Source organism: Microbacterium sp. F2E, from assembly GCF_020905435.1.
Taxonomy (GTDB): Bacteria; Actinomycetota; Actinomycetes; order Actinomycetales; family Microbacteriaceae; genus Microbacterium; species Microbacterium lacticum.
In genome coordinates, this window is the sequence record NZ_JAJJIB010000018.1 from 1 (window position 1) to 16214 (window position 16214).

Annotated in this window: 15 protein-coding genes and 1 pseudogene; 2 read left to right on the plus strand and 14 right to left on the minus strand. The window is 72.3% G+C overall.

Annotated elements, in window-relative coordinates; genetic code table 11:
* The 14 genes and pseudogenes from LOK55_RS11985 to LOK55_RS12055 form a co-directional block, all read right to left on the minus strand.
* Positions 1-196 (minus strand): annotated as a pseudogene (locus LOK55_RS11985) (hypothetical protein); the annotation flags it as partial.
* Between the two features lie 65 nt (positions 197-261).
* The gene (locus LOK55_RS11990) at positions 262-414 is read right to left on the minus strand and encodes a hypothetical protein (RefSeq protein WP_229935545.1); all 153 of its coding nucleotides are present in this window, start codon (positions 412-414) and stop codon (positions 262-264) included.
* 49 nt (positions 415-463) lie between these two features.
* Positions 464-1585: a 3-dehydroquinate synthase gene (aroB, locus tag LOK55_RS11995; protein ID WP_229935546.1), complete on the minus strand. Its 1122-nt coding sequence runs from the start codon at positions 1583-1585 to the stop codon at positions 464-466.
* Positions 1582-2118, minus strand: a complete 537-nt coding sequence (locus LOK55_RS12000) for a shikimate kinase (protein ID WP_141380679.1) — start codon at positions 2116-2118, stop codon at positions 1582-1584. The genes aroB and LOK55_RS12000 overlap by 4 nt, the downstream gene beginning before the upstream one ends.
* Entirely contained in the window at positions 2115-3326 is a 1212-nt protein-coding gene (gene aroC, locus LOK55_RS12005) for a chorismate synthase (RefSeq protein WP_229935547.1), read from the minus strand. The genes LOK55_RS12000 and aroC overlap by 4 nt, the downstream gene beginning before the upstream one ends.
* 4 nt (positions 3327-3330) lie before the next feature.
* The gene (locus LOK55_RS12010) at positions 3331-4203 is read right to left on the minus strand and encodes a shikimate dehydrogenase (protein ID WP_229935548.1); all 873 of its coding nucleotides are present in this window, start codon (positions 4201-4203) and stop codon (positions 3331-3333) included.
* Complete coding sequence (gene mltG, locus LOK55_RS12015; protein WP_229935549.1) at positions 4184-5968, minus strand: endolytic transglycosylase MltG; 1785 nt, start codon at positions 5966-5968, stop codon at positions 4184-4186. The genes LOK55_RS12010 and mltG overlap by 20 nt, the downstream gene beginning before the upstream one ends.
* The gene (ruvX, locus tag LOK55_RS12020) at positions 5968-6441 is read right to left on the minus strand and encodes a Holliday junction resolvase RuvX (RefSeq protein WP_229935550.1); all 474 of its coding nucleotides are present in this window, start codon (positions 6439-6441) and stop codon (positions 5968-5970) included. Before ruvX ends, mltG begins: the two co-directional genes overlap by 1 nt.
* Complete coding sequence (gene alaS, locus LOK55_RS12025) at positions 6438-9101, minus strand: alanine--tRNA ligase (protein WP_229935551.1); 2664 nt, start codon at positions 9099-9101, stop codon at positions 6438-6440. The genes ruvX and alaS overlap by 4 nt, the downstream gene beginning before the upstream one ends.
* 60 nt (positions 9102-9161) lie before the next feature.
* Positions 9162-9479 carry an ATPase gene (locus LOK55_RS12030; RefSeq protein WP_229935552.1) on the minus strand — a complete coding sequence of 106 codons (318 nt, stop codon included), beginning with the start codon at positions 9477-9479 and terminating at the stop codon, positions 9162-9164.
* An 87-nt stretch (positions 9480-9566) separates the two neighbouring features.
* Positions 9567-10196, minus strand: coding sequence for a 30S ribosomal protein S4 (rpsD, locus tag LOK55_RS12035; RefSeq protein WP_141380673.1), 630 nt, complete (start codon positions 10194-10196; stop codon positions 9567-9569).
* Positions 10197-10370: 174 nt separating this feature from the next.
* Complete coding sequence (locus tag LOK55_RS12040; RefSeq protein WP_229935553.1) at positions 10371-11105, minus strand: DUF1361 domain-containing protein; 735 nt, start codon at positions 11103-11105, stop codon at positions 10371-10373.
* Positions 11106-11125: 20 nt separating this feature from the next.
* Positions 11126-12631 carry a tetratricopeptide repeat protein gene (locus tag LOK55_RS12045; RefSeq protein ID WP_308066671.1) on the minus strand — a complete coding sequence of 502 codons (1506 nt, stop codon included), beginning with the start codon at positions 12629-12631 and terminating at the stop codon, positions 11126-11128.
* A gap of 47 nt (positions 12632-12678) precedes the next feature.
* The gene (locus LOK55_RS12055) at positions 12679-13989 is read right to left on the minus strand and encodes a replication-associated recombination protein A (RefSeq protein ID WP_268252568.1); all 1311 of its coding nucleotides are present in this window, start codon (positions 13987-13989) and stop codon (positions 12679-12681) included.
* Between the two features lie 157 nt (positions 13990-14146).
* Between LOK55_RS12055 and LOK55_RS12060 the strand changes: the two genes are divergently transcribed.
* Together LOK55_RS12060 and LOK55_RS12065 are read left to right on the plus strand one after the other, a co-directional pair.
* Positions 14147-14446, plus strand: a complete 300-nt coding sequence (locus LOK55_RS12060) for a dioxygenase (RefSeq protein ID WP_141380670.1) — start codon at positions 14147-14149, stop codon at positions 14444-14446.
* 139 nt (positions 14447-14585) lie between these two features.
* Positions 14586-16157: a DUF349 domain-containing protein gene (locus LOK55_RS12065; RefSeq protein WP_308066672.1), complete on the plus strand. Its 1572-nt coding sequence runs from the start codon at positions 14586-14588 to the stop codon at positions 16155-16157.
* The last annotated feature ends 57 nt before the right edge of the window (positions 16158-16214 follow it).

Sequence of the window (16214 nt, forward strand, 5' to 3'; positions counted from 1 at the left end):
CCATATCGTGCGCCCGCACCGCGGCCGGAGACCCGGCCGCCTGCCGCGCGGCGAGCTGACCCGCGGCCGCAAGCGCACGCACCTCCGCGACCTGCGCCGCCGTCAGCAACACCACCGCCGCCTCGACCTCACCCACGATCGACACCAGCGCGGCGACGTCTGCGTCGCTGCCCATCGACCCCGAATACTCGTCCATATCTTCGAGTGTATGGAGGGGGTCAGACATTGAGGGGCGTCGCGCAAAGTCAGCGATGAGCGGCCTCAGGACTGGTCGACAGCTGAGCCCGCGCGGTTCGCCTTCACCAACGAGATCGCGACGGTCCCGAAGAGGAGGACGACCACCGTCGCGGTGTAGCCGATCGCGACCGCGCCGCCGGTGACCAACGCGAGAAGCCCCGCGATCGCGACGAGCACCGACCAACGAGCCGGCCACCCCGCGCACCAGCGCCCGCAAACAGAACCGTCAGTCCGCGATCTCCTGATACGCGGCGAACAGCAGCGACTCGTCGGGCGCCTGCAGCACCGTCGGCTTGCCGATCTCGTCGAGCACGATGAACCGCAGCATCGAGCCGCGAGTCTTCTTGTCGCGCTGCATCGTCGCGAGCAGCTGCCGGAAGGCCCCGGCGCGGTAACTCGTCGGAAGCCCCAGCAGCTCGAGGATGTCGCGGTGGCGCTGCGCCGCGGCATCCGAGAGCCGTCCAGCCAGACGCGAGAGCTCCGCGGCGAACATCATGCCGACAGAGATGGCCGCACCGTGCCGCCACTGATAGCGCTCGGCGTGCTCGATCGCGTGCCCGAGCGTGTGCCCGTAGTTCAACACCTCGCGCAACCCCGCTTCGCGGAGGTCCTCGCCGACGACGCGCGCCTTCATCTGGATCGCCAGCTCGATGCACCGACGGAACGCGACGCTCTGCGGGTCGACCGCGGCTTCGGGGTCGGCCTCGATCAGATCGAGAATCTCGGGGTACCAGATGAACCCGGCCTTCACGACCTCGGCGAACCCGGCGACCCGCTCGTTGCGGCTCAGCGTGTCGAGCAGCGCGAGGTCGCAGATCACCGCGCGCGGCGGCCAGAACGCCCCCACGAGGTTCTTGCCTTCGTTGGTGTTGATGCCGGTCTTGCCGCCGACCGCGGCATCCACCATGCCGAGCACCGTCGTCGGCACCTGCACGACGGCGATGCCGCGCAGCCACGTGGCGGCGACGAAACCGGCGAGGTCGGTCACCGCTCCCCCGCCGAAGCCGACGACGACGTCGGTCCGCGTGAAATCGGCCTGCCCCATCACCTGCCAGCAGAACGCGGCGACCTCGACGCGCTTGCCCGTCTCGGCGTCGGGGATCTCGGCGAGCAGCACCTGCCGCTCCCCCGACTCCTGCAGCAGCATGCGCAGCTCCGCCGCCTGCGCGGCGAGGGTCGGCGGGTGAACGACGAGCACCTTGCGGGATGCCTCGGGCAGTGCCTCCCCCACGAGCGGCAGGATGCCTCGGCCGATCGTGATGTCGTACGGCTGCTCGCCGGCGACGGAGATGACGGTGGTCTCGCCGGACTGCTCGGGAGGCGTGGATGCGGGGGTCGGAGTGGTCATGCGGTCTCTTCCGTGGATGCCGGGGCGGACTCCTCGGCCCGCGCCCAGGCGACGATGGTCGCGACGACGTCGGACAGCGGTCCGGTCGAGGTGTCGAGGGCGAAGTCGGCGACGTCTTCGTAGACGCCGCGCCGCTCCTCGTAGATGCGGGTCCAGCGCGCGATGGGGTCCTCGCCGGCGAGCAGCGGACGTCCCCCGCCGCCGATGCGCGAGCCGACCGTGTGCGGCTGCACCGTCAGCAGCACGACGCGGTGCGCCCGCAGCCGCTCGCGGGTCTCGAGATCGAGCACGGCGCCGCCGCCGAGCGCGACGACGCCGCCCCGCCCGAGAGCCTCGGCCACGGCGTCGCGTTCGAGCGCGCGGAAATGCTCTTCACCGTGCCGTTCGAACAGGTCGGGGATCGGCCCGTGGTCGCGCGCGACGATCTTGTCGGTGTCGGCGAAGGGCACCTCGAGCGCGCGAGCGACCCGCCGCCCGACGCTCGTCTTGCCGGCCCCCATCGGGCCGATCAGCACGATCGCCCGCGCGCTCATGCGAGCGCGGCGTCGCTGTCCGCCGCCGTCTGCAGCTCCTCGGGAATGGCCGCGAGGTAGCTCTCGAGGTTCCGGCGCGTCTCGATAAGCGCATCGCCGCCGAACTTCTCCAGCACCGCCTCGGCGAGCACGATCGCGACCATCGCCTCGGCCACGACACCCGCGGCGGGCACCGCGCACACGTCGGAGCGCTGGTGGTGCGCGGTCGCCGCCTCGCCGGTCGAGACATCGATCGTGCGGAGGGCGTGCGGCACGGTCGCGATCGGCTTCATGCCCGCCCGCACGCGCAAGACGGTGCCGGTGGACATGCCGCCCTCGGTGCCGCCGGCGCGGTCGGAGGCGCGGGTGATGCCGCCGTCCGCGGCGAACAGCTCGTCGTGCGCGGCGGAGCCGCGGCGACGGGTGGTCTCGAAGCCGTCGCCGACCTCGACGCCCTTGATCGCCTGGATCGACATCAGCGCCTGCGCGAGGCGCCCGTCGAGCCGCCGGTCCCACTGCACGTGTGATCCGAGCCCGGGCGGCACGCCGTAGGCCAGCACCTCGACGATCCCGCCGAGCGTGTCGCCGTCCTTCTTCGCGTCGTCGACTTCGGCGACCATCGCCGCGGAGGTCGCGGCGTCGAAGCAGCGCAGCGGATCGGCATCCAGTGCGTCGACGTCGTCGGGGGTCGGCAGAGCGGCGCCGTCGGGCACCCGCACCGGTCCGATCGAGAGGGTGTGGCTCACGAGGCGGATGCCCAGCTCGCCGAGGAACGACCGGGCGATCGCGCCGAGGGCGACCCGGGCCGCCGTCTCGCGGGCGCTCGCGCGCTCGAGGATCGGCCGCGCCTCGTCGAATCCGTACTTCTGCATGCCGACGAGGTCGGCGTGCCCCGGCCGAGGCCGGGTGAGCGCAGCGCCCCGCCCGCGGGAGCGGTCAGTGAACTCGACGGGCTCGGCGCTCATCACCTCGGTCCACTTGGGCCATTCGGTGTTGCCGACGCGAAGCGCGATGGGGCTGCCGATCGACAGTCCGTGGCGCACACCGGCCGAGATCGTCAGCTCGTCCTCTTCGAACTTCATCCGCGACCCGCGGCCGTAGCCGAGCTTGCGGCGGGCGAGGTCCTGCTGGATGGCGGCGCGCGAGATCGGCACGCCGGCCGGCAGGCCCTCCATGAAGGCGACGAGTTCGGGGCCGTGCGATTCGCCGGCCGTGAGCACGCGGAGCATCTCTCTAGTCTTCCATGAGCGCGGAGCGCATGATGGCCACGACGTCTTGCTCCCGCGGCAGCGGTTCAGTGACCTCGCCGGTCGCGAACGCGCGGATCTGCCGCACCGCCTGCTGGAGCAGCATCCCGCGCCCGTCGACCGCCGGGGCGCCCGCGCGCTGCCAGGCATCCGCGAGCACCGTCGGCCAGTGGCCGTACACGACGTCGTACAGCAGCCCGCCGTCGCCCGCGAGGCGCGCCGCCGCGTCGGCGGGGAGCTCCGCCCCGCCCGGCAGCGTCGAGAGCGTGAGCGGGACCGGCCCCCCGTCGGACCCGAGCAGGGTGGCGACGGAGATCCCGACACCGAGACGCTCACCGAGGCCGACGAGCGGCGCCGCCGCCTCGGGTCGCCGGGCGAGCACCTCGACGCGGTCGGCGCCCAGGCGCGCGAGGGCCACGAGCGCGGAGGTCGCGGTCGCGCCCGCGCCGACGATCCGCGCCTCGGCGAGACCGGCCACGCCCTGCTCGGTCAGGTCGGCGACGAGGCCGTCGACGTCGGTGTTGAATCCGAGCCGCTCCCCGCCGCGCAGAACGAGCGTGTTCGCCGCCCCGGTCAGCACGGATGTCTCGTCGAGGCGCGTCGCCGCGGCGAACGCCTCGGCCTTCAGTGGGAACGTGATCGACAGCCCCCGGTAGGCGAGGCCCAGCCCGGCGATCTCGGCGGCGAACTCGTCCGCCGCCACCCGCCGACGCCCGTACTGCCACGCCCAGCCGAGCTCGCGATACGCCGCGGCGTGTAGGCGCGGCGAAAGGCTGTGCGCGATGGGGTCGCCCCACACCTCGAGGACGGATGCCTCCGCCCCGGGCGTTCCGGGCGCGTCAGCAGTCGTCGCTGTCATTGGCCGAGCACCACTCCTGCCACTGCGCCACGGCCTTCTCGTGTTCGGCGTAGGTCGTCGTGAAGACGGTCTCGCCGGTGTCGAGGTTGACGGTGACGAAGTACAGCCAGGGCCCGTCGGCGGGGTGCATCGCCGCATCGATGGCGACATCGCCCGGGTTCGCGATCGGCCCGATCGGCAGCCCGGGGTGGACGTATGTGTTCCACGGGTTGTCGTTCTCGAGTGCTTCGGCAGACGAGCTCGCGGTGCCCTTGTTGATCTCGTTGTACCCGTACTGGGCGGTCGAGTCCATCTGCAGGTAGCCGTGGGTCTCGTCGTTGTCCGGGGCGAGGCGGTTCTCGATGACGCGCGAGACCTTGTAGAAGTCGGCCGTGAACCGCGCCTCGCGCTGGATGATCGAGGCGACGGTCAGGATGCGCTCCCGCTGGTCGACGGGCACGCCGGCCGCGTCGAGCGACTGCACGGTGCGGTCGACCATCGTCTTGATCACCTCCTGCGGCGTCGTGTCGGGGTCGAACGTGTACGTCGCCGGGAAGAGCCATCCCTCGAGCGACGCGGCGGACACGCCGTAGACCGAGGGGTCGGCCGCGGCGGCCTGGAGGTCGGCGAGCGGGATGCCCGTGCCGTCGGAGACCCGGATGAGCGTCGACTCCATCGTGAGCCCCTCGGGCAGCTGCGCGGTGTTCTCGCGGCGGCTGCCCGGATCCTCGAGCATCGTCAGCGCGGCGGCCGAGGTCATCTTCTGCTTCAGCGTGTAGACACCCGGCTGGAACTCGGGGTTCTGCCCGGTCGAGATGAGGTAGTCGTAGAACGCCTCATCGGTCTTCGTGACCCCCGCCTGGTAGAGCGAGGTGGAGATGGATGCCCCGGTGTCGCCGGACACGATCGTCACGGTCGCCTCGCCTTCGGCGATCCCGTCCTCGTAGTCCTTCGGCTCTTCCCAGCCCATGAACGAGCGGATCTGGGATTCGTAGGTGTTCCACACCGCGAAGCCGCCGGCGACGATGCCCCCGAGGATCGCCAGCACCACGCCGAGGATCACCCAGGCAGCGATGCGCCCCTTGCGCCGCTCGCGGTGGTGACGTGCGGTCCGGGCGTGCTTGTCATCGTCGTGCGACGACTCGAACAGCGCGTCGAGGGTCTGCGGCGTGCGGCCTCCCGCCGCCGGGGCGGATGCCGCCGCCGCGGTGGGCAGCGGCGTCTTGGCCGGCGCCGGTTCTTCGGGCGCCGCGGCGGTGCGGCGTGCCGGACCGGCGGCGGGCGCCGCCGACACGGCGCGGGCGGGCTTCTCGGGGGGCGGCGCGGCCTGCGGGGCAGATGGGGCGCCGACCGCCGACGCGGCCGAGACGGGCGCCGGCGCGGCCTCCTGCGGCGCCGTCGCGGCGGGCTCCTGCGACTGGGGCGCTGCCGCCTCCCGCGGCGCCGTCGCGACGGACTCCTGCGACGCCGGTGCGGACTGATCGGCGGACGTCCGCTCCGCGGCCTGCGCGGCCTCACGCGCCGCGCGACGGGAGCGCGGCGCCGGGGCGGCGCGCTCGGCGGGGTCGGGCGAGGCGGACGCGGCAGCATCCGGAGAGCCGGCAGCGGTAGCCGCACCGCGCGCGGCGACGCGCTCACCGGCGGCGGGTGTGTCTTCACCCGCGCCAGGCGCGGTGTCAGCTCGCGCCGCGGCGCGCGGCGTGGCCGCCGCATCTCGCGACGGTGCGGTCGGCAAGCGGCTGAACAGCTCCGCGAACGGGTCGTCGTTCGGCGGCGTTTCGGGCATCAGGCGGGCTCCTGAGGGTCTGGCGAAGGTTCACCGGCCGGGGTACCGGTGCCCTTTTCGACGTCGATGGCCTGCTGGAGCAGCACCACTGCGGCGACTTGGTCGACAATCCTACGAGACGATCGCTGAGAGCGCCCGGCACCTCGCAGCGCCGCATGCGCCGTGACGGTGCTCAGCCGCTCGTCGACGAGGCGCACCGGAAGGCCCGACGCGGCTCCGAGCTCGGCCGCGAACGTGCGCGCGTCGTCGGTCGACGCGGTGTCGTTGCCCGTGAGACTCACCGGCAGACCGACGAGCAGCTCGAACGCGTCGTACTCCGACGCGAGCGCCGTGATGCGCGCGATGGATGCCTCGTTCCGCGGCACGGTCTCGACGGGAACCGCCAGCAGGCCGTCGGGGTCGCACCGCGCGACCCCGACGCGGGCCTTGCCGACGTCGATGCCGATCCGCACGCCGCGGCGGAAGCCGCTCACGCGCTCGCGGTCTCCAGTGCCGTGGCGACGGCCCGCAGCGCTGCGGGCAGCGCCGCGGCATCCGTACCACCGCCCTGAGCGACGTCGTCGCGTCCGCCTCCGCCGCCGCCGAGCGCGGCGGCCGCGGCCTTGGCGAGCACGCCCGCCTTGGCGCCGGCACCACGAGCCGCCTCGCCGGTGGCGACGACCACGACCGGGCGACCGGAGACCTCCGCGGCGAGGGCGATGACGGCGTCGGCGCCCACGCGCTCGCGCACCTGCAGCGCCAGCGTGCGCACGTCGTCTCCCGATGCCGCAGTGCCCACCGACTCGGTGACGACGCGGAACGGGCCGGAGGCAGTCGCCGCGGCGGCAAGGGCGGGGACGCGCCCCTCGAGGGCCTTGGCCTCGAACTGCGCGATCTTCTTCTCGGCGGCCTTCAGGTTCGCCGAGAGCTCGGCGATCCGCGCGGCGAGCTGGTCCTTCGGGGTCTTCAGCGACGAGGTCAGCTGCGCGACGATGGCGCGCTCGGTGGCGAGCTCGCGGAAGGCGTCCTGGCCGACGAGCGCCTCGACGCGACGGTTCGACGCGCCGACCGACGACTCGCCGATGACGTTGATGAGGCCGATCTCGGCACTGGAGGCGACGTGGATGCCACCGCACAGCTCGCGCGACCACGGCCCCCCGATGTCGACCATCCGCACCGTCTCGCCGTACTTCTCGCCGAACAGCGCCATCGCGCCGGCGGCCTTCGCCTCGTCGAGCGAGAGCACCCGGGTGGTCACCTCGAGGTTGTCGCGCACGGCGACGTTGGCGATCTCCTCGATCTCGCTCTTCGTGGCATCCGACAGCGCCTGACCCCACGAGAAGTCGAAGCGGAGGTAGCCGGCGCGGTTGAGCGAACCGGTCTGCGTCGCGCTCTTGCCGAGCGTGTCGCGCAGCGCCGCGTGCACGAGGTGCGTCGCGGAGTGCGCCTGCTGGGCGGCGCGGCGGTTCACCGCGTCGACGACGCTCGTCGCGGGCTGGTCGACGCCCACCTCGCCGCTCGTGACCTCGACGGTGTGGCTCACGAGGCCCGGCACGGGCCGCTGCACGTCGATGACCTCGAGCTCGTAGCCGGGGCCGACGATCACGCCCTTGTCGGCGACCTGTCCGCCGCTCTCGGCGTAGAGCGCCGTCTCGGCCAGGATGACCTCGACGATCTGTCCTGCCGACGCGCGCGTGACCGGCACCCCGTCGTGCAGGATGCCGAGCACCGTCGAGGCGGTCTCGAGGTCGGTGTACCCGGTGAAGACCGTCTCGCCCTGCGCGCGCAGGTCGCGGTAGACGCTCGTGTCGGCGAGCTGGCGCTTGCGCGAGCGCGCGTCGGCCTTGGCCCGCGCGCGCTGCTCCTGCATGAGCGTGTCGAACGCGTCGCGGTCGACGCGTAGCCCGGCCTCCTCGGCGATCTCCATCGTGAGGTCGATCGGGAAGCCGTAGGTGTCGTGCAGCAGGAAGGCCTCGGCACCGTCGATGCGCTCCCGGCCGGCGCCCTTCGCCGCGGCGATCGAGGCGTCGAGGTTCTCCGACCCGGCGGCGAGCGTGCGCAGGAACGTCGCCTCCTCGGCGAGGGCGTACTGCGAGATGCGCGGGTAGTCGATCTCGACGATCGGGTACGCCTCCTTCATCGCGTCGCGCGACGCGGCGAACAGCTCCGCGAACGTCGGGCCCTCGACGCCGAGCAGACGCATCGCGCGGATGACCCGGCGCATCAGGCGGCGAAGGATGTACCCCCGCCCCTCGTTGGAGGGCGTGACGCCGTCGCTCAGGAGCATCAGCGAGGAGCGCACGTGGTCGGCGACCACGCGGAAGCGCACGTCGTCGTCGTGGTTCGCGCCGTACGTCTTGCCGGAGAGCTCCACTGCCCGATCGAGCACGGGGCGCACCTGGTCGGTCTCGTACATGTTGTCGACGCCCTGCTTGAGGAAGGCGATGCGCTCGAGGCCCATGCCGGTGTCGACGTTGCGTGCGGGCAGCTCCCCCACGATCTCGAAGTCGTACTTCGAGCGCACGTTCGTGATCTCGTACTGCATGAACACGAGGTTCCAGATCTCGACGTACCGGTCGTCGTCGGTCGCCGGTCCTCCGTCGATGCCGTAGGCCGGGCCGCGGTCGAAGAAGATCTCCGAGCAGGGGCCGGCGGGGCCAGGAAGACCCGTCGACCAGTAGTTCGTGTCCTTGCCGAGCCGCTGGATGCGCTCCTCGGGAAGCCCGGCGATCTCGCGCCACAGGTCGTGGGCCTCGTCGTCCTCTTCGTACACCGTGACCCAGAGGTCCTTCGGGTCGAAGCCGAGGCCGCCGTCCGCTTCGGGGCTCGTCAGGAGCTCCCAGGCGTAGCGGATCGCACCCTCCTTGAAGTAGTCGCCGAACGACCAGTTGCCGAGCATCTGGAAGAAGGTGCCGTGGCGGGGCGTCTTGCCGACCTCTTCGATGTCGTTCGTGCGGATGCACTTCTGGTTGTCCGCGGCGCGCTTGTAGGGCGCCGGCACGTCACCGGAGAGGTAGGGGATGAACGGCACCATGCCGGCGATCACGAACATCAGCGCCGGGTCGTCGCTGACCAGCGGTGCGGAGGGCACGATCGTGTGCCCGTTCTTCTCGAAATAGGTCAGGTAGCGCTTCGCGATCTCGGCGGTCTTCATGAGTGGGTCCTCGGGCATGCGGCACCCGCGCCCCCCGTGGGGCGCGGCGATGTGCCGGGGTCAGTCGGTGAGCTGGGCGGCCGTCTTCTTGGCGGCGGAGGCGGCGGTGGATGCCGCGTCTCCCGCCGCGTCGATCGCGTCGGCGGCGGCGTCCTTCGCGGCGCCGAGGGCGTTCGCCGCGGCATCCTTCACCTCGGCGGCGATGCCGTCGATCTTCGCCTCCTGCGCGCGGTAGGCCTCGCCGATGCGGTCGGTGAACTCGGTGATGCGGGCGTCGACCTCCACGAGCGCTTCGTGGCCGCGCGGGTCCTTGTTCACGAGGTGGGCCGCGACGAAGCCCCCCACCAGTCCCAGCACGAACCACAGCAAGCTCTTCATGGCATCCATGTTAGGCCGTAAACGCCGGAAGGCGCCGGGGGTGAACCCCGACGCCTTCCGTGCACCTGTGCGGTGGAGCGGATCCGCTCAGCGCGCGGCGTAGTACTCGACGACGAGCTGCACGTCACACGTGACGGGCACCTCGGCGCGCTTGGGACGACGCACGAGCTTCGCGTGCAGCTTGTCGAGCTCGACCTCGAGGTAGCCGGGAACGTTCGGCAGCACCTCGGCGTGGCCACCGGCGGCGGCGACCTGGAAGGGCTCGAGCGCCTCGCTCTTCTCCTTGACGTGGATGAGCTGGCCCGGCTTCACACGGAAGGACGGACGGTCGACCAGCTGGCCGTCGACGAGGATGTGACGGTGCACGACGAGCTGGCGGGCCTGCGCGGTGGTGCGGGCGAAGCCGGCACGCAGCACGAGGGCGTCGAGACGCATCTCGAGCAGCTCGACGAGGTTCTCACCGGTCAGGCCGTCCTTGCGGCGGGCCTCGTTGAAGGTGTTGCGCATCTGCTTCTCGCGGATGCCGTACTGCTCGCGCAGACGCTGCTTCTCGCGAAGGCGGACGGCGAAGTCGCTGTCCTGCTTGCGCTTGGTGCGGCCGTGCTCACCCGGAGCGTACGGACGCTTCTCGAGGTATTTGGCGGCCTTCGGGGTGAGCGCGACGCCGAGGGCGCGCGACAGACGCACCTTGCGGCGGTCCTGAGACTTCGTAGCCACGAAGTGTTCCTTTCGTTACGCGGACGCGACTGTCGCGCCTCGCGGACGTATCGCCTCTCCTCGCCCTGTCCGGACTGCACGCCGGGGCATGCCGGAAGGTCGGTGAAGAAGAGAGGGGATGCCCGAAAACCGGTTTCGAGCCACCCCATGCTATCAGAGCGGGTCCCCGGGGCCTCAACCGGCGGTGGAGCGCAGCGCCGACCAGGCGAGGGTGAACAGCGGCACGTAGAGCAGCCCGATGAGAAGGGCGTGGGTCAGCACGAACCCGAACGCCTCGAGCGCCTTGCCGCGCTGTCCGAGGTGCGCGCGGAGCTTCCGCAGGAGCGAGCCCGGATGCCGCGCATCCCAGCTGTTCAGCCGCAGGTCGCGCCCGAGGTACACACCGACGGCGCCCAGCACGATGATCACGGCGGCGAAGACCCAGCTGCCGGCGGGGATCCCGCCCCCGGCCGCGTCGACCATCACGATGTACACGAGCTGCACCACGCCGAGGCTCAGTACGGCGTTGGCGATGCCGGAGAGCGTCAGGGCGAGGGTCTGCACGATGTCGTACCAGAGCGGCACGGGAGTGACCTCGGAGCGGTGACTGAAGTTCAGTTCGGTGATGAGGTACACCGAGTTCGGGAAGAGCAGCAGCCACACGACGGTCGCCGTCAGCAGGTACGCCCAGAGGAACACCGCGCCCGCTCCCGAGAGGCGTTCGGTGATCGCCCCGAACACCGGGGTCAGCACGATCAACCCCAGCCCGAACACGATCGCGAGCAGCACCGGCAGCGACGACAGCGCGACGTTCAGGAGCATCGGGCGGTACAGCGGCACGCCGTACACCCGCGATCGCAGCACGACGAGCACGACCGCGTAGAGGTTCAGCAGCACGACCGAGATCACGCCGAGAGCGAAGGCAGACACGCGGACAGCCTGACACACGCTCACCCGAGCAGGTCGAGCACTCCCACGGGGTACACGGACACGCCGCCGCGGCGGAGCGCGGCGAGGTCGTACCAGCCGACCGTCGTGTGGCTGTCCCGCACGGCGAGTCGATCCCCGCTCGGCAGGCCGGCGAGGTCCGCGCTCTCCACGGCGTAGACGTGCACGATCTCGTGGCCGCGCGCGCCCGCGCCGTCGAAGATGTTCTCCGTGACCGCGAGCGGTCGCACGTGCTCGAGCGTGGCATCCAGTTCCTCGGCGAACTCGCGGCGCAGCGCCTCCTCGGCCGACTCGCCGAAGTCGATCCCGCCGCCGGGCGCCCGGAGGAACTCGGCGTGCCGGTCGTTCGCCGGGTACGCCTCCAGCAGCACCTCATCGCCGCGGACGAGCACTCCGACGGAGATCGCGCGCACGCGGTCGGGCTTCGCCAGCTCTCCGGCGTAGGCGCCGACCGCCCGCTGGTAACGCGGCAGGCGCGGCGCCAGGGTCTGGAGCGCCACCCGCAGCGCGTCGACGGGCTTGTCGTCGGAGTGCAGGGCGAGGGCGAGGAACGCCCGCGCCGAGGCGATGAGCGGATCATCCCCCGGCACGTCGCGCAGCAGCGCAATCGCGCCGGACGCGTCGCCGACGTTCCGGAGCGTGCTGGCGAACTGGATCGTCGCCTGCGTGCGGAGGGCGGGTTCGAGGCCGCCCGCGAGCGCGGCGCGGTAGAGCGGCACCGCGGCATCCTCTTCGCCGAGCGAGTCGTGCAGCGACGCCCGCTCGTAGTCGATGCGCGCGGGGCGCGCCTCCGCGGCGCGGATCGTCTCCTCGAGGAGGGTACGGGCGGCATCCGCGTCGCTGAGGTCGACGTCACTCCAGAACGCATCGAACGGATCCCCGGCGTCAGTGTCCCCCGGCCGTTCGGTGGCGGGGTCGAGCAGTATGCGCACGCGCGCCTGCAGCGCGACGAGCGGCGGGTCAGTCAGCTCGGCGCGGGCGAACACGTGGAGGCCCCGCAGGGCGGCCCCGGCGTCGCTGAGCGCGCCGGAGAGCAGGTGCGGCACGAGGGCGGATGCCTCGAGCTCGCCGATCCTCCCGGTCTCGCCCGCTTCCCATCGGGGCTCGGCGACACGGCGGCATCCGGCGGCGATGACGACGGACTTCCGGCGGGTGGAGTTGGCGCCCGCCCATTCGCTGCCCGCGTCGAAGAGCGCTGCGGCCGCGAACCCCGTCTCTTCGAGGAGTTCGCGGGCGCCGGCCTCGAGCGCGTTCTCGCCGGGGTCGATCAGCCCGCCGGGCAGCTCGACGATCGGCCGGGCGGGGCCGACCCGGAACTGCTCGAAAACCAGCACGCTGGCCGCGGTGGTGAACGCGACGACCGCGACGGTGTCGCCCTGCTCGAGCACGTCCCAGTCCGACTCCGACCCGTCGGGGAGGCGGTAGGTGTCGTGCCGAACGCGCGTGTATCCGTCGAACATCGGGGTGCTGCCGAGGAGCTGCCAGTGCGGGATGCGAGCGTCGTCCATGGCATCGATCCTCGCACCGCGGCGCGCGTCGTCCCGTCTCGCCGGGCTCAGTCGCCGAGGATCTTGCGGATCTTCTCGACGCGCGCGGAGATGTCGCGCTCGAGGCCGCGCCCGGTCGGCTCGTAGTAGTGCCGTCCGCGCAGTTCGTCGGGCAGGTACTGCTGGGTGGCCACCCCGACCTCGAGGTCGTGCGGGTAGATGTACCCCTTGCCGTGCCCGAGCCGCTTGGCGCCGGGGTAGTGCGCATCGCGCAGCGGTGGGGGCACGCGGCCGAACCTGCCCGCACGCACATCGGCGATCGCCTTGTCGATCGCGACGTACGCCGCGTTCGACTTCGCGGTCGTCGCGAGGTACGCGGTCGCCTCGGCGAGCGGAATGCGCCCCTCCGGCATGCCGATGAACGCCACGGCGTCGGCCGCGGCCACCGCGATGACGAGGGCCTGCGGGTCGGCCAGGCCGATGTCCTCGGATGCCGAGATCACGAGTCGCCGTGCGATGAAGCGCGGGTCTTCGCCGGCTTCGATCATGCGCGCGAGGTAATGGATGGCCGCGTCGACGTCGGAGCCGCGGATCGACTTGATGAACGCGCTGATGACGTCGTAGTGCTCGTCGCCCTGCTTGTCGTAGCGCAGGAGCGCCCGATCGACGGCCTGCGCGACGACGTCGGCGGTGATCACCGGCCGATCCGTCGGGGCTCCTGCGGGGCTCTCGCCGTCCTCCGCGGCATCCGACGCCGGCGCGACCATCGCCGCCGCGGCCTCGAGCGAGGTGAGAGCCCGCCGGGCGTCGCCCGAGGCGAGCTGCACGATCGCGGAGCGCGCGGCAGGGTCGAGCGTCACCTCGCCGGCGAGCCCGCGTGGATCGCCGACGGCACGGTCGACGAGCGCGCCGAGGTCGTCGTCGGTGAGGGGCTGCAGGGTGAGCAGCAGCGAGCGGGAGAGCAGCGGCGAGATCACCGAGAACGACGGGTTCTCGGTCGTCGCGGCGATGAGGATCACCCAGCCGTTCTCCACCCCGGGCAGAAGGGCGTCCTGCTGGGCCTTCGTGAAGCGGTGGATCTCGTCGAGGAAGAGGATCGTCGACGCGCCGTAGAGGTCGCGCTGCGTCATGGCATCCTGCATCACCTCGCGCACGTCGCGGACGCCCGCCGTCACCGCCGACAGCTCCACGAAGCGCCGCCCCGACGTGCGCGCGATCGCCTGGGCGAGCGTCGTCTTCCCGGTGCCGGGCGGCCCCCAGAGGATCACCGAGACCGTGTTCTTCGAGGTGCCGGCCGGGTCGGCGAGAGCGACGAGCGGAGAGCCGGGCCGCAGCAGATGGCCCTGCCCGGCGACCTCGTCGAGCGAGGTGGGACGCATGCGCACGGCCAGCGGTGTCTGACCTTGGAAGAGCGCGGATGCCTGTGCCACCCGTCCAGGCTAACCGCGGGGGCCGACACCGGGCCGCACGGGCGACCGAGGCCCGCCGGGATAGGATTCATGCGGCTCCGACGACCGGGGCTGCGAGGAGGAATCCGTGGCGAACGGTGCAGGCAAGAAGCAGTCGCGCGACGAGCGGGAGCGCGCCCGCGCGTACCGTGCGCGTCAGGAGTTCCACGAGAGCCTGACCGCGCGCCGCCGCCGCGACAACCTCGTCGCGGGTGTCGCGGGCGGTGTGCTTCTCGTCGCGATCATCGCCGCGCAGGTCGCCTACTTCACCGTCGGCCCGGGCACCCCCGAGCCCACGCCCACGCCGTCGCCCACGTCGTCGACGACGCCGGCGCCCGAACCCACCACGACGGAGCTGCCGACTCCGACGCCGACACCCACGCCGTGATCGCGGCCCCCGCGGTGCGCGGGGCGCGCGACGTATAGGCTGTTGGCCGACCGAACTCCCGTGCCGACCGGACGGAGCACCTGCTGCGCCGCCCGTCGCTCGACCCCCACGCGGCGCGATCCGCGACGAGGTGCTACCTGTGACTGACGCCACTGCTCCCGCGAACGACGAAGCGGCCGCCGCCGAGCCCGTCGCACGCGAGTCCACCGACGACTCCGCCGCCGACGAGGCGCAGCCCGCGGCGACCGACACCTCCTCGACCGCGATCGACATCGTGCGCATCGAGGTCGTCGAGGGCGAGACCGAGGCCCCCGACGTCGTCGCCGAGGAGATCGTCGAGGGCGAGGTCGTCGAGCAGGCCGTCGAGCTCGAGGCCGCGCCGAGCCACGCCCCCGCGCCGGTGCCCGCACCTGCCCCGACCCCGGGTCGCGTTCCGGTCCCCCGCCCACCCGCACGCCGCGCTCCCGCGCCGCAGACGCCTGCCAGCGCGGAGCCCTTCGGCCGCGTCGACGACGAGGGCACAGTCTCGGTGCGCGAGGGCTCCGAATGGCGCGTCGTGGGCCAGTACCCCGACGGCACTCCTGACGAGGCCCTCGCCTACTTCGAGCGCAAGTTCGCCGATCTCGCCGGCGAGGTCACCCTGCTGGAGACCCGCCACCGTGCCGGCGGCGCCTCGGCGTCGGACCTCCGTGCGACCTCGCGCGCCGTGCGCGAGCGCGTCGTCGGTGCCGCCGCCGTCGGCGACCTCGCCGCACTCGAAGCCCGGCTCGCCGCGCTGGATGCCACGCTCTCGGAGGCCTCGGCGGAGGAGGCGCAGGCGCAGCGCGCCGCCGTCGACGCCGCCATCGCCGAGCGCACCGCGCTCGTCGAGCGCATCGAGGCGATCGCCGCGCGCGACCCGAAGTCGATCCAGTGGAAGCAGACGAGCGCCGAGGTGACGGCCCTGTTCGAGCAGTGGCAGGCCCACCAGGCATCCGGCCCGCGCCTGCCGAAGGCGACCGGCCAGCAGCTCTGGAAGCGGTTCCGCGACGCGCGGGCGACGCTCGACAAGCACCGCCGCGAGTTCTACGCCGGCCTCGACGAGCAGCACAAGTCGGCGCGCGACTCGAAGGCGCGTCTCGTCGAGCGCGCCGAGGCGCTCGCCAGCCGCGGCGAGGACGGCATCGGCGCCTACCGCACCCTGCTCGACGAGTGGAAGCTCTCGGGCCGCGCCGGCAAGAAGGCCGACGACGCACTCTGGGCGCGCTTCAAGGCGGCCGGCGACGCGCTCTACGCCGCCCGCGCCGGGCGCGAGCTCGCCGACGCCGAGGCGTCGAAGGAGAAGATCGAGGCCAAGCGGGCGCTCCTCGACGAGGCGGCCGCCGTCGGCGCCGAGAAGGACAACGCGAAGGCCCGCACGATCCTCACCGGCATCCAGCGGAAGTGGGACGAGATCGGCCGCGTCTACCCGCGCGAGGCCGAGCGTGCGCTCGACGACGACCTGCGCAAGATCGAGCAGGCGCTGAAGGCGCGCGAAGACGCCGCGTGGAAGAACAACAACCCGGAGACCACGGCGCGTCAGAACGATATGACGCAGCAGCTGCGCGATGCGATTTCGGGGCTCGAGGCCGATCTCGAGACGGCGAAGGCGTCGAAGAACGCCGCCGCCATCGCGAAGGCGACCGAGGCGCTCGAGGCCCGCAAGAGCTGGCTGAAGGCGCTCGGCGGCTGAGCGCTCGGCGCGCGTTCCTCCACAGATCCATCGCCGAGACCCTCTGGGCGCGCCCGC

Coding starts and splice junctions, on each gene's coding strand:
- aroB (WP_229935546.1), bottom strand. CDS start 1,585: ATGACCACTCCGACCCCCGCATCCACGCCTCCCGAGCAGTCCGGCGAG.
- LOK55_RS12000 (WP_141380679.1), bottom strand. CDS start 2,118: ATGAGCGCGCGGGCGATCGTGCTGATCGGCCCGATGGGGGCCGGCAAG.
- aroC (WP_229935547.1), bottom strand. CDS start 3,326: ATGCTCCGCGTGCTCACGGCCGGCGAATCGCACGGCCCCGAACTCGTC.
- LOK55_RS12010 (WP_229935548.1), bottom strand. CDS start 4,203: ATGACAGCGACGACTGCTGACGCGCCCGGAACGCCCGGGGCGGAGGCA.
- mltG (WP_229935549.1), bottom strand. CDS start 5,968: ATGCCCGAAACGCCGCCGAACGACGACCCGTTCGCGGAGCTGTTCAGC.
- alaS (WP_229935551.1), bottom strand. CDS start 9,101: ATGAAGACCGCCGAGATCGCGAAGCGCTACCTGACCTATTTCGAGAAG.
- LOK55_RS12030 (WP_229935552.1), bottom strand. CDS start 9,479: ATGAAGAGCTTGCTGTGGTTCGTGCTGGGACTGGTGGGGGGCTTCGTC.
- LOK55_RS12045 (WP_308066671.1), bottom strand. CDS start 12,631: ATGGACGACGCTCGCATCCCGCACTGGCAGCTCCTCGGCAGCACCCCG.
- LOK55_RS12055 (WP_268252568.1), bottom strand. CDS start 13,989: ATGCGTCCCACCTCGCTCGACGAGGTCGCCGGGCAGGGCCATCTGCTG.